Source organism: Acinetobacter sp. (genome assembly GCF_036659555.1).
Lineage (GTDB): Bacteria > Pseudomonadota > Gammaproteobacteria > Pseudomonadales > Moraxellaceae > Acinetobacter.
The window spans coordinates 1-13,005 of sequence record NZ_JAVXCI010000015.1 but is presented as its reverse complement, the minus strand read 5'-3'; the positions used below and the strand labels follow the sequence as shown (position 1 = coordinate 13,005).

Genomic DNA, 13,005 nt, shown 5'->3' with positions numbered 1-13,005 from the left:
GTTATTTAAAAAGTTATTGTTTCGGCAATAACTTTTTTTTTAAATCAAATTAAGGTAAATTAACTGCGTTTTGCGCCCTTAGCTTAACTGGATAGAGCAGCCGCCTCCTAAGCGGCCGGCGTGGGTTCGAGTCCCGCAGGGCGCACCATCTTACTGTTTACATCACCCCCACCCAATCCCTTACACCTTATAAAAACAACAAAATCAATAAATTAAAAACAAACACCATCTAAATAAGCCCGTAAAGCCCTATTACAATTCAGATATTTTCACAGCAATATCGTCTATTTTTTATTTAATATTAATAATTTACCATATCCTTTAAATATGCTTACTTCCTAAAACGCTCACTAAATACGCAATAAAGCGAATCACCTATAAAGGTTCTTGCCGGTTGGCTGTATTCATTTCATGCCTGACCCGGCTTATCCGGTCATAAATCACTTTGCGCAGCCGGTTAACAGCGCCAAGCGGTTTATGTTCAGGCAAAGAATGCCATGGCATAAAAGAAAGATTCTCACAAAACTTATTCTGATCAGGTGTATCAAAAACCTGTTCAGGGATCCGGATAACCGCTACCGGATAAAAGGGTGCATCTGTTTCTTTCCATTCCGTCATGGAATCTTCAACGGACAATTTATTTGATGTTCTAGGCTGCACGAGAAATTCCATACACGCATCTTTTTTCTGCAGGCTATTTTTCAATGCATCCCGCAGGAAATTATGGCTAGGATGCTCCGGCATAAGGTCTCTTTCTGCTGAGCACGCTCTGGCAGAATATTTGACCGCTTGACGCTCAGAACCCAGCCCTAGCTGATAAGGCACCATAGACCAGTATCGCGCCTGCAAGGGATTTGAAATTTGAGTATTCAGGCTTAAAGCAATCATTGTTCCTTTTGGGCCCAGCGCAAAAGGAATATGAAGTTTTTTTAAAAAGCTATCGCTGTTTATATCCTGAATTAATGATCTATAGCGGCCAGGTTCATTCGCAAAGAATACGGGATGATTGATCATAATAAAGTCTTGGGTGGCAGCTTCGCCGTCTATGATTTTTTTCCCTGGCACAGCTAAAAGTTTTATTGCCATTCCGCGCGCATCTCTTTTTATATCCGCTTTCGCCGCATCACGGGAACCATTTGAAAAACGAATCCATGCCTGATATGTTTTGCCGGGTATGAACACCCCCTTGGCAAGCCTATTGGGAAGTGTTGGCAGCACATGGAACTCAGCCCGTACACAGCCATGCGCTTTCGGATGCGCATCACGAAGGGCATTTCCTGGAGAGTACTGCTTGCGGATAGAGCGCTCAATAGCATCTGCAATTTCCTCGGCTATCGCCTCTTCATTAGGATAAAGGCTTTCGCCTAGCACAGGATCAATGCCAGGATAGGACGTTTTATTTAAAGCAATATTTTTAGCGTGTGGAACAGCGCATCCGCTGATTGCCATTAACATAGATGCGAGAACGGATATCAAGCTAAAGCGTATTGGCAGCTTAAGGTCTGGCATTGACTTTCTCCTTGCTGCAAAGTGCAGCAGCAGAATCACATTAATTTTTTGCAGTCATTTAGAAAGTTCCTGAGCAGAAAGCTCCTGTTATCGGCACCTTGCTGATAAAAAATTAAGCTCTAGACTAATATATCTATTCTGCCAACCTAAAGCCAAAATAAATTTATCAGCAGCCTGCTATTTTATTAATTATCATTAAAAATCAATATAATAAACAAAAAAATCAAAGGTAAATAATCTTTTTCATTGCCATTTCAGCTATATAGCTATTATTTTTTGCATATCCTTGATTTGCATCAGACCAGATCCTTAGATTCCCTTGATTAGCCAGTGCTGGCTGCGCGCTCGCCAATTTGCAGCATAATAAGTTTCAGATGCAGGCTGGCTTATTTTAGAATTATTTTCCCAAATAGCCTCCTCAAGCGCAAGCTTATGCAAGAAAGTTATTTTTGTGACTCACTTAACACAAACACATTATAAAAATCACATAATTTGATTTTTTTGCTTACTTTTCAGTCGTTATTTTTCTTATTTAAAATCATTTATTTACATTTAATTCTGTTTAAAATATAGTGCAAACACTCTAATTTTTTGTTTTTTTGCTCCTGTTTTTAACTCTAGAGCATTTACTCTTATTTATTTTGTGATATTTTTGTCACATGGAGTAACAACTCGGCGTGCTGGAAGCCCAAGACTTCTCCATGCCAGTACCGCGCATCAACTAAATAAAAAATGCAGCAACCCCAATTTGCACACCAAGGAACGATGAAGAATGAAATTAAAAAAGCTCACTACAGCCTTAATTCTTGCAGCATTACCGACAGCTGGCGCCTTTGCAGCAGCGCTAGACCGTTCAGGCCAGTCAGTTGCTGCATTTTTGCAGCCAGGCAACTATTTTGAAGCAGGCATTTCTGTATTAGATCCTGACGTTTCTGGCACAACCAATGCAGCGCTAGGCAGCCAAAATACCGGCGATATGGCTGGCGACTATTATTTCCCGCATGCAGCCTTAAAATTACAGCTTAATGACAAATTCTCATTTGGCCTGATTTACGACCAGCCATTTGGCGCAGACGCTGAATACACCCAATCTGTTGCTTTTACCCACCCTACACAAGGGAATACTTCAGTTGAAGTTGACACACAGAACTTGGCAATGATTTTTGGTTTCCAGCCAACTGAAAACTGGAACGTATATGCAGGCCCAGTTTATCAAACCATCAAAGGCAATGTCTCTTTACGTGGCGCAGCATACAGTGTATATGGCGGATATGCAGGAGCTACTCCTGTAGCAGCTTCTACAATATCAGGATATGATGCAAATATCAGCGAAGATGGCGCAGCTGGCTGGTTAGCAGGTTTTGCATATCAAATTCCAGAAATCGCACTTAAGGCATCATTAACTTATCGTTCTGAGATTGATCACAAAATCAATGTTAACGAAACAATTACAAATACTTTAGCTCACCCAACGCTTGGGTTAGTACCTGTTACCGCATTACTGCCTGGCGGTTACAAAGATGCCCAAACAGAAATTACAACCCCTCAATCTGTAAACGTGGATTTACAGTCAGGCATCATGGAAAATACTGTTGCGTTTGCAAATATCCGCTGGGTGAACTGGAAAGATTTTGCAATTCGTCCTAATAAATTTGGACAATTAGCAGGCGCTTTAACTGGTGCAGGCCTAGTACCTGGACAAACTAACGGTTTTGATTTAGTTGCTTATACAGATGACCAATACTCTGTGACAGCAGGTGTTGGACGCAAACTGAATGATAAATGGGCTGGCAACGTATCTGTAGGCTGGGACTCTGGTGCAGGCAACCCAGTTACAACGCTTGGCCCGACTGAAGGTTACTGGAACCTTGGCCTAGGCGTTCAATACAGCCCAACACCTGCAACCTTTATTGCTGGCGGCGTAAAATACTTCTGGCTGGGTGATGCAGAGGCTCAATCTGGCGCTCAATTCAACACGCCTGCTACAGTTGCTAAATTTGAAGACAGCACTGCCATTGCATACGGCCTAAAAATGGGTTACCGCTTCTAATTTAAGCAAATAGCATAAAGGCCATAGTCCACTGTGGCCTTTATATTTAATCAAATGCCCAAACAATGAACATTTGAGTTCATGCGCATGCCAGCTCTGGCATTTTAAAATAATTATTCTAATTTCTATTAAAAATCATAAACATAATATCAAGCAAATAGAACTTTTACTCTATACAACCATTTTCCTTGCATTAGCCAGTTCATTTTTAGAACAGCCTGGAGTATTTACTCATTTTTTTATTATGTTACTTTCCCTGCATTGATTACCCACTAAAAGTTACAAACAGGGAAAAACATGCAGCTCAGCCACTTAACAAAAGCAATTTTGATCAGCTTAATTCCAGCCACTTCAGTATGCGCAGGCGGACTGGACCGCTCAGGCCAGTCAATTTCTGCATTCCTGCAACCGGACAATTATGCTGAAGCTGGCTTCACCGTTATTGATCCTACCGTTGAAGGCAAAGATATTGCAGGCAATCAAGTCAGTGACATGGGCGATGACTATTATTTCCCTACAGCAGCCCTGAAAGTTCAAGCAACAGATCAAATTTCATTAGGCTTGCTATACGATCAGCCTTTTGGCGCTGATGCAACTTATGCACCAGATTCACTTTTTTTTGGATCAAATAATCAAAGCACTAAAGTAAAGGTTCGAACGAACAACTTAACAGCTTTGATTGGCTATCAACCAAATAAAAACTGGAATTTCTATGCTGGCCCTGTATACCAGACTGTAGAAGCAGATATAAGCTTACGCGGCGAAGCTTATGGCGGCCTTAAAGGCTTAGGTACTTATGATATCAGCATCAAAGAAAAAGAAGCATGGGGCTGGGCTGCGGGCTTTGCTTACCAAATTCCTGAAATTGCTTTAAAAGCGGCTTTAACTTACCGCTCTGAAGTTAAACATGACGCAAACTCCATAGAAACAGCGAATCCATTGGTTACAGTAGCTCCAAATGTTTCAGTACATGTACCTTTTATTCGCAATGCAACGACTGAAGCAATTACTCCGCAATCCGTAAATTTAGATTTACAAACAGGTATTGCCGCAAATACTTTAGCATTTGCAAATATCCGCTGGGTTCATTGGGATAAATTTGTCGTAACGCCTCCGCTGCTCGCACAATTGTCGCTGCAGGCAAAAGGCAAAGCGCAAAATCTGATTGACTACTCTGATGACCAATGGTCTATTACCACAGGCATTTCCCGCAAGTTTAACGACAAATGGGCGGGTACTGCTTCTGTAGGCTATGATTCTGGCGCGGGTAATCCTGTAACCACTTTAGGCCCTGTTGAAGGCAACTGGAGCGCCGGCCTTGGCGGTCAATACAGCCCGGCTGAAAACTACTTTATTGCAGCAGGTGTACGATACCTTTGGCTGGGCGATGCTCAGGCGCAAACTGGCGGCAATGTTGTAGGCGATTTTGAAGACAATACCGCTATTGCCTACGGCATGAAAATCGGCTACCGCTTCTGATAAGCGCTGCCAGTGAGAACTGAAAGAAAGGGCGCCAATGGCGCCCTTCTCTTATTCCGCTTAATATCAATTCATTCAAGCCGGAATATCGCGCACAGATGCATTGCGGATGGCTTCTTTCAGCGCATCATAGCCGTTAATCGGCGGGAACTGCGGGAATTCCGCAATCACATTTTCCGGCGCATCAAATAAAAAGCCCTGATCCGCTTCGCCCAGCATGGTGGTGTCATTATAAGAGTCGCCGGCAGCAATCACGCGGAAATTCAGGCCATGCAGCGCCTGCACCGCTTTGCGCTTTTGATCCGGCTGGCGCAGCTTATAGGCGGTGATCATGCCCGCTGCATCAGTTTCCAATTTGTGGCAAAAAATGGTTGGCCAGTCCAGCTGCTTCATTAAAGGATGCGCAAACTCATAGAATGTGTCAGAAAGAATAATCAGCTGAAAGTGCGTGCTGACCCATTTTACAAATTCTTTTGCCCCTGGAAACGGCCCCATGTCCGCAATCACGTCCTGAATATCATTCAGGCCCAAGCCGTGTTCTTTTAAAATATTCAGGCGCTGCGTCATCAGCACATCGTAATCTGGAATATCGCGTGTTGTTGCTTCCAGCGCTTTGATTCCTGTTTTTTTCGCAAAGTTAATCCAAATTTCCGGAACTAACACACCTTCAAGATCAAGACATACGACTTCCATGGGTTCTCCAAATCTCAGTGAAAAAAATTTGAACTATCATAGCTTAAGAAAGCGCTTTTGCATTGTTCTTTTTTAAATCTATTTTTTTCATAACTATCTATTTTTTAGTGATAAGTCTGCTTTAGCAATTCTATTAAAATGGCTGCGAAATAAATTAATATAGGTTTTGACGCTCCAAGCCGATAGCCAGGACACACATGACGATAATCCCTACTGTTGATATTGCGGATGCGCTTGCGTCTGAATATGCAGATAAATCTCCAAATGAAATTATTCAGCTTGCGCTCAGTCAGGAAGGTGAAATCGCGATTTCATTTTCCGGCGCGGAAGATGTCGTGCTGATTGACATGGCAGCCCATTCCGGCAAGCCTTTCCGGGTATTCAGCCTGGATACCGGCCGCCTGCACGCAGAGACTTATCAGTTTATTGACGCTGTGCGCAAGCATTATAATATTGATATTGAAATCTGCTTTCCGGAAACCGAAGCAATGCAGCAGCTGGTTCTAGAAAAAGGCTTCTTCAGCTTTTATCAGGATGGGCATCAGGAGTGCTGCGGCATCCGCAAAGTGCAGCCGCTGCGCAAAAAGCTGGCCACGCTGGATGGCTGGATTACCGGCCAGCGCAAAGACCAAAGCCCGGGCACGCGCACAGAAATTCCCGTGGTGCAGGCCGATCCGGGTTTTTCCGGCCCCGGCAAGCAGCTGATTAAATACAACCCGCTGGCGAACTGGTCCAGCGCAGATGTCTGGAACTATATCCGCCTGATGGAGATTCCCTACAACCCGCTGCATGAGCGCGGCTTTATTTCCATTGGCTGCGAACCCTGCACCCGCCCGGTGCTGCCGAATCAGCATGAGCGCGAAGGCCGCTGGTGGTGGGAAGAAGCCACGCATAAAGAGTGCGGGCTGCACGCCGGCAATTTAAAGAAATAATCAAGTTAAAACCGCTGTAAAAAACAGCGGTTTTTTAAACGCATAGATACATATAAATCAGTTTTATTCTTGGTTAAAAACGATATACTTTCCAAGCAAATTTAATAATTCTAACAAGGCTGCTCACATAGGAGCTTCCTAGATATTGCAGTGAGGCAATCCACGCTATGCGTCCATTACATCCAATTGATTTTATTTTTCTGACTTTAGAAAAACGGCAACAGCCTATGCATGTGGGCGGACTATTCTTATTTACAATACCGGACAACGCGCCAGCCAGCTTTATTCAAGACCTAGTCACCGATATCCGCAATTCCAAGTCCATCCCCATTCCGCCCTTCAACAACCGCTTGAACGGCTTTTTCTGGGATGAAGACGAGGAGTTTGACCTAGACCATCATTTCCGCCATATTGCCCTGCCTCAGCCGGGACGCATCCGCGAACTGCTGACCTATATTTCGCAGGAGCACAGCACGTTAATTGACCGGGCGAAGCCGCTGTGGACCTGCCATATTATTGAAGGCATTGAAGGCAACCGCTTCGCTATGTACTTCAAAATTCACCACGCCATGGTGGACGGCATCGCCGGCATGCGCCTGGTTGAAAAATCCCTGTCGGATGACCCGGATACCAAAAGCATTGTACCGCCTTGGTGCGTTGAAGGCCCGCGCGCCAAGCGCCTGAAGCAGCCGAAAGTCAGCCGCATGAAAGGCCTGCTTGACGGCTTAAAAGACCAGCTGGATACCACTCCGCGCGTGATCTATGAATTGTCGCAAACCGTGATGAAAGACATGGGGCGCAACCCGGATTACGTGTCCAGCTTTCAGGCGCCAAGCACCATTCTGAATCAGCGCGTCAGCTCATCACGCCGCTTCGCTGCGCAGTCCTTTGAATTTTCGCGCCTGCATAATATTGCCAAGGCGCTGGGCGTAACCATTAACGATACTGTTTTGGCGATATGCTCAGGCGCCCTGCGCGAATATTTAATCAGCCAGAACGCCTTGCCGAAGAAGCCGCTGATTGCCATGGTACCGGCATCGCTGCGCGGCGATGATTCAGAACTGTCCAACCGGATTACTATGATTTTAGCCAATCTGGGCACGCATAAAGAAGACCCGCTGGAACGGCTCGCGATTGTCCGCCGCAGCGTGCTGAACGCCAAAGAGCGCTTTAAGCGCATGAATGCCAATCAAATTTTAAATTACAGCGCATTTGTTTACTGCGCTGCTGGCCTGAACATTGCTTCCGGGCTGATGCCTAAGCGTCAGGCCTTCAATTTGGTGATTTCCAATGTTCCCGGCCCGCGCGAGCCGCTGTACTGGAATGGCGCGCGCCTGGATGCGCTCTACCCGGCTTCAATTGTGCTGGACGGCCAGGCGCTGAACATCACCATGACCAGCTATCTGGACAAACTGGAAGTGGGCTTAACCGCCTGCCGCAATGCATTGCCTAAAATGCAGAACCTGCTGACCCATCTGGAAGAGGAAATTCAGCGCTTTGAAGAGATCGTCCAGAAAGATAGCCCAAAGCTGCGGGCGGTAAGCTGACCGCAGGCGGGCTGGAATAATTCGCCAACTGAAAAAGGCGCAAAGATTTTATTTATTCTCAAAAAATGATCAAAAAATTAAGGGGCTTTCAAATGGCCCCTTAATTTTTAATATTCCGGCACTGCTTTAATAACTGATGGCACGCTGTGCGGACCATGGAGGCGGTAATCTGCACCTCATTGCCGCGCTCATCCAGAATATATGCTGAATTGACTGTCTTAGCATCCAGCATATGCTTTAAACCTGTACTCATTACTGCTTTACGGACACCCATAACACACCTCTTTTTGCTAAGCCCAAAGGGGAAACCGGCTTTGGCTATTGGATGCGTTTAGTATTCAAAATTGCAGATCAAAAGTAAAATTTCAGTTGTAACAAGTGTTTAACGATATTCTGTTACAATTTCAGCTCAAGATGATATCGTATTGCTCTTGCGTATACAGATTTTCCACCTGGAACTTGATAACGCGGCTGATGAAATGCTCCAAATCCGCTACAGCAGGCGCTTCGGCGGTCAATAAGCGGTCAATCACCGACGGATGCGCGACAACCGTAAAGCCGCTTTGCGACTCAAACGCGCGCGCATAGCGCAGGATTTCCCGAAAAATTTCGTAACACACCGTCTCTGCGGTTTTCACATAGCCGCGCCCCTGGCAGGTCGGGCAGGATTCGCAAAGCAAATGCTCCAGCGACTCGCGGGTGCGCTTGCGGGTCATTTCCACCAGGCCCAGCTCAGACACCTGAGTGATCTTGGTTTTGGCATGGTCGCGCTCCAGCATTTTCTCAAACTGGCTCATGACCTGTTCGCGGTGCTGCGCTTCCTGCATGTCAATAAAGTCAATGATGATGATGCCGCCCAGGTTGCGCAGGCGGAGCTGGCGCGCAATCACCTGCGTCGCTTCCATATTGGTTTTAAATACCGTATCTTCCAGCGTGCGCCCGCCGACATAGGAGCCGGTGTTGACATCAATGGTGGTCATAGCTTCAGTCTGGTCAATCATCAGATAGCCGCCGGACTTCAGCGCGACGCGGGTCTGCAGCGCCTTTTGAATGTCTTCTTCGACATTGTACAAGTCAAAAATCGGGCGTTCGCCCGGATAGTGAATCAGGCGCTCCAGCATATTCGGCACAAATTCTTCGACAAATTCTTTCAGCTTGCCGTGAATTTCGCGCGAATCGACGTGAATTTTAGAGGTGTCGTCATTGGCCAAGTCGCGGATCACCCGCTGCGGCAGAGGCAGTTCCTCAAAAATCAGCGAAGGCACCGCAGTACCGCTCTGCTTGCGCTGGATGTATTCCCAAAGCTTCGCCAGATAGGCCATGTCCTGCGCAATGGCTTCTTCGGCAATGCCGTCAGCTGCCGTGCGCACAATCACCGAACCCGGCAATTTATGCTCCGCTTGAATGCGCTCAATCATTGAGCGCAGGCGGTCGCGCTCCTGCTCAGACTCAATGCGCTGCGATACGCCAATATGGTTGCCGAACGGCATCATCACCAGATAGCGCGAAGGGATGGAAAGGTCGGTGCTGAGGCGGGCGCCCTTGGTGCCGAGCATGTCTTTCATGACCTGAACTGTCAGGATCTGCCCCGGCTGCAGCAGCTCAAAAACATTCGGCGCTGGCTGATTTTTTTGCCAGACCATGTCATTAATGTGCAGGAAAGCGGTGCGCGACAGGCCGATATCGACAAAGGCCGCCTGCATGCCGGGAAGCACGCGCACAACTTTGCCCTTATAAATATTGCCCACCAAACCGCGCTTGACGGTACGCTCAACAAACAGCTCATTGACCGTGCCATTTTCAATTAACGCAACACGGCATTCCATAGGCGTGACGTTAATCAACAACTCGTCAGACATAACAAAACTCAAAACATTATAAAAATTCTTTTCAGCAGTTAATTTAGCGCCTTAACCGTCTGCAATAGCTGTACTGTTTCATAGAGAGGCAGTCCGACCACATTGGAGTAGCTGCCTGCAATGCGCGGGATATAGCGCGCTGCAATGCCCTGAATGGCGTAGGCTCCCGCCTTGCCGACGGGTTCACCCGTAGCCCAATAGCTTTCCATATCGCTCAGGCTCAGGGTTTGAAATTCAACCTGCGTGCGTACCACTATACTGCAAATTTGCTCTTTTGTGCGCACGCAAACGCCTGAAAACACATCATGCGTTCTGCCCGATATTTTTTCCCAGATTTCAAAGGCATGCTGTTTTGATTCCGGCTTGCCCAGAATTTGCCCATCCAGTCCTAAACTGGTGTCGGCAGCGATCACAACCGCATCAGGATATTGAAGCTGTACGGCTTTGGCTTTAACTCTGGCCAAACGCTCCACATACACCGCTGCGGATTCGCCCGGCAGCGCAGTTTCATCAATGTCCGGGCTACAGATGTCAAAAGCCAGGCCCAGCTGCGCCAGCAGCTCGCGGCGCCGGGGTGAACTGGATGCGAGGATTAAATGCGCCATTTTTTCAGCATGTAATAAATGGCAGGCCATGCCAGCACGCTGGTCAGCAGCGGCTGCCAATGCCGGGCCAGGGAGAAATGCACGCCGCTCATGGCTTGCGCCATCCAGGCAAAAAACAGATGCGCCAAAACTGCGATTGAAGCAATCGCCCATAAATTGCCGAAAGTCAGAATGCGCCGCTCCCGCGTCAGGAAGCGCGCAGTAAAGGCCAGCACGACAAAGCTTAAGGCATTCATGCCCAAAGGCGCATCGACCAGCAGGTCAACAAAAATTCCTGTGCCGAAAGCAAACCAGACCCCGCACCATGTCGGCTGGCACAGCACCCAGAACAGCATCACCAGCATCATAAAGAGCGGGCGCCAGCCGGACAGCGCATAGGACAGCGGATAAACGATCAATACGGAAGCGAGGATCACGGAAAGTATGATCGGAAGCAAAGGATCACGCTGCTTAACAGCCCGGAGTTTAGCGATTGGCATGCGGCTGCTCCATCGCTAAAGAGTCGGAAAACAGTACCACCACATGATGCCCGCCGGCCAGCTGGGCCGCAGGAATGACGTCAATCTGGGCAAATTCGCCGGAATTATGGCGCTGCACCTTGGAAACCGTTCCGACCAGATAGCCTGCCGGAAAATGCGCTCCAAGCCCTGAACTATACACTTTCTCACCCACTTTGATATTGGCGCTGGTTGGCACATATTCCATTTTCAGGCGCCCCAGATCCCCTGTGCCGGACACAATTGCGCGCATGCCGGTATGCTCCAGGCGGACAGACAGGGAATGCTCCTTGTCAGACAGCAGCATAATGCGGCTGCTGTGCGGGTAGACATTGACGATCTGCCCCATAATGCCTTTGTCATCCAGCACGGTCTGCCCGACTTTCAGCTGGCTGCTGGCGCCGCGGTTGACCACAACAATGTGCCGCAGCGGGTCAGCATCGGTGCCGATCACTTCCGCAATTTCCATGCGCCCGTCAATAATGAGTGGCGTGTCCAGCAGGCCGCGCAGACGGGTATTTTCCGCAGAGAGTTCAGATAATTTTTGTAAACGCACCTGTGCCTGCAGAAGCTCCGCCTGCATCGCGGTATTTTCGCGGCGCAGTTGAGCTTCAGACTTGGTTTGCTGATTCAGCCATTCTCGCGATAACACTGGATAGCTTGCTGCGGCGTAAATTGGATTATAGGCCGCATACAAGACGTCTCTTGCCGGTTGCACGACATGCGGCATGCGCCAATCAAAGAAAAGCACCACCAGGCATGCAATAGCCGCAATGATAAATGAGCGAAAAGATGGCGGTTGTCTTGAGAACAGTTGAGTTTGCACCCGCCGCGTCCTTTTCTTAGCCTACGAACAGCATGTCATGATTCGGGTTGTCGAAGAAGTCCAGCACTTTGCCGCCGCCGCGGGTTACGCAAGTTAGAGGGTCTTCCGCCACAACCACCGGCAGGCCGGTTTCTTTCGCCAGCAGTTTGTCCAGATTGCGGAGCAGCGCGCCGCCGCCGGTCAAGACGATGCCGCGCTCGGCGATATCCGATGACAGTTCCGGAGGCGTCTGTTCAAGCGCAGACTTCACTGCCGACACAATATTCTGCAGCGGATCAGAAATCGCCTGAGTGATTTCATCTGAAGTCACGGTAATTGCGCGCGGTACGCCTTCCGCCAAATTGCGGCCGCGGACTTCAATTTCCAAAGCCTTTGCGCCTTCGTCCGGCAATGCCATGCCGACTTCTTTTTTAATGTTTTCAGCCGTAGTTTCGCCAATCACGCAGCCGTGCGCCTTGCGCACATAGTTGATGATCTGCTCATCAAATACATCGCCGCCGATGCGCAGCGAGTCTGCATAAACGCAGCCCTGCAGTGAAATAATGGCGATTTCAGTTGTGCCGCCGCCCACATCAACCACCATCGAGCCGCACGCCTGTTCAACCGGCATGCCTGCGCCAATCGCCGCGGCCATCGGCTCTTCAATCAGGCGCACGTCGCGCGCGCCGGCATTGTAAACCGCTTCACGGATTGCGCGGCGCTCGACCAGCGTTGATTTGCACGGCACACACACCACCACACGCGGCGCTGGCGGAAACAGGCGCTTTTCATGCACTTTGCCGATAAACTGGTTCAGCATGGTTTCCGTCACTTCAAAATCTGCAATTACGCCGTCTTTCATTGGACGGATTGCGGTAATATTTGCAGGCGTACGGCCCAGCATCTGCTTTGCATCAAGGCCAACGGCGGAAACAATTTTCTGTGAACCGCTGTGGCGGATGGCCACAACCGTCGGTTCATTTAATATAATGCCTCGTCCCGGCGCATAAATAAGTGTATTTGCTGTAC

At 48.2% G+C, this 13,005-nt stretch carries 12 protein-coding genes and 1 tRNA gene; 5 read left to right on the top strand and 8 right to left on the bottom strand.

The annotated features are described in order from the left end of the window. Positions 1-72: 72 nt before the first annotated feature. Positions 73-148, top strand: a tRNA-Arg gene (locus RSA72_RS03610). Between the two features lie 227 nt (positions 149-375). On the opposite strand, the gene RSA72_RS03605 is transcribed toward RSA72_RS03610, so the two are convergent. After that, positions 376-1,509, bottom strand: a complete 1,134-nt coding sequence (locus tag RSA72_RS03605; RefSeq protein ID WP_443098262.1) for a catalase family protein — start codon at positions 1,507-1,509, stop codon at positions 376-378. Positions 1,510-2,281: 772 nt separating this feature from the next. Here RSA72_RS03605 and RSA72_RS03600 point away from each other — a divergent pair. Both RSA72_RS03600 and RSA72_RS03595 read left to right on the top strand, forming a co-directional pair. Further along, positions 2,282-3,559 (top strand): OmpP1/FadL family transporter, encoded by a 1,278-nt coding sequence (locus RSA72_RS03600; protein WP_332621961.1) that lies wholly within the window; start codon positions 2,282-2,284, stop codon positions 3,557-3,559. A 297-nt stretch (positions 3,560-3,856) separates the two neighbouring features. After that, on the top strand, positions 3,857-5,038 hold the full coding sequence (locus RSA72_RS03595; protein WP_332621963.1) for an OmpP1/FadL family transporter: 1,182 nt from the start codon (positions 3,857-3,859) through the stop codon (positions 5,036-5,038). A gap of 75 nt (positions 5,039-5,113) precedes the next feature. Here RSA72_RS03595 and thrH read toward each other — a convergent pair whose 3' ends face one another. Continuing rightward, positions 5,114-5,731, bottom strand: coding sequence for a bifunctional phosphoserine phosphatase/homoserine phosphotransferase ThrH (thrH, locus tag RSA72_RS03590; RefSeq protein WP_332632769.1), 618 nt, complete (start codon positions 5,729-5,731; stop codon positions 5,114-5,116). Positions 5,732-5,928: 197 nt separating this feature from the next. Between thrH and RSA72_RS03585 the strand changes: the two genes are divergently transcribed. Together RSA72_RS03585 and RSA72_RS03580 are read left to right on the top strand one after the other, a co-directional pair. Next, the gene (locus tag RSA72_RS03585) at positions 5,929-6,663 is read left to right on the top strand and encodes a phosphoadenylyl-sulfate reductase (protein ID WP_332623502.1); all 735 of its coding nucleotides are present in this window, start codon (positions 5,929-5,931) and stop codon (positions 6,661-6,663) included. 167 nt (positions 6,664-6,830) lie between these two features. Then, a complete protein-coding gene (locus RSA72_RS03580) occupies positions 6,831-8,210 on the top strand; it encodes a WS/DGAT/MGAT family O-acyltransferase (protein ID WP_332623501.1) in 1,380 nt (459 codons plus the stop codon). A gap of 100 nt (positions 8,211-8,310) precedes the next feature. Here RSA72_RS03580 and RSA72_RS03575 read toward each other — a convergent pair whose 3' ends face one another. The 6 genes from RSA72_RS03575 to RSA72_RS03550 all read right to left on the bottom strand — a co-directional run. After that, positions 8,311-8,484, bottom strand: coding sequence for a PA1571 family protein (locus tag RSA72_RS03575; protein ID WP_332623499.1), 174 nt, complete (start codon positions 8,482-8,484; stop codon positions 8,311-8,313). 130 nt (positions 8,485-8,614) lie between these two features. Next, positions 8,615-10,069, bottom strand: a complete 1,455-nt coding sequence (rng, locus tag RSA72_RS03570; protein ID WP_332623497.1) for a ribonuclease G — start codon at positions 10,067-10,069, stop codon at positions 8,615-8,617. Between the two features lie 38 nt (positions 10,070-10,107). Further along, positions 10,108-10,674: a Maf family nucleotide pyrophosphatase gene (locus RSA72_RS03565; protein ID WP_332623496.1), complete on the bottom strand. Its 567-nt coding sequence runs from the start codon at positions 10,672-10,674 to the stop codon at positions 10,108-10,110. Next, complete coding sequence (gene mreD, locus RSA72_RS03560; protein ID WP_332623494.1) at positions 10,662-11,153, bottom strand: rod shape-determining protein MreD; 492 nt, start codon at positions 11,151-11,153, stop codon at positions 10,662-10,664. Before mreD ends, RSA72_RS03565 begins: the two co-directional genes overlap by 13 nt. After that, positions 11,140-11,997, bottom strand: coding sequence for a rod shape-determining protein MreC (mreC, locus tag RSA72_RS03555; RefSeq protein ID WP_332623493.1), 858 nt, complete (start codon positions 11,995-11,997; stop codon positions 11,140-11,142). Before mreC ends, mreD begins: the two co-directional genes overlap by 14 nt. 16 nt (positions 11,998-12,013) lie before the next feature. Continuing rightward, a partial coding sequence (locus RSA72_RS03550; protein WP_332632767.1) for a rod shape-determining protein occupies positions 12,014-13,005 on the bottom strand: 992 nt, incomplete at its 5' end.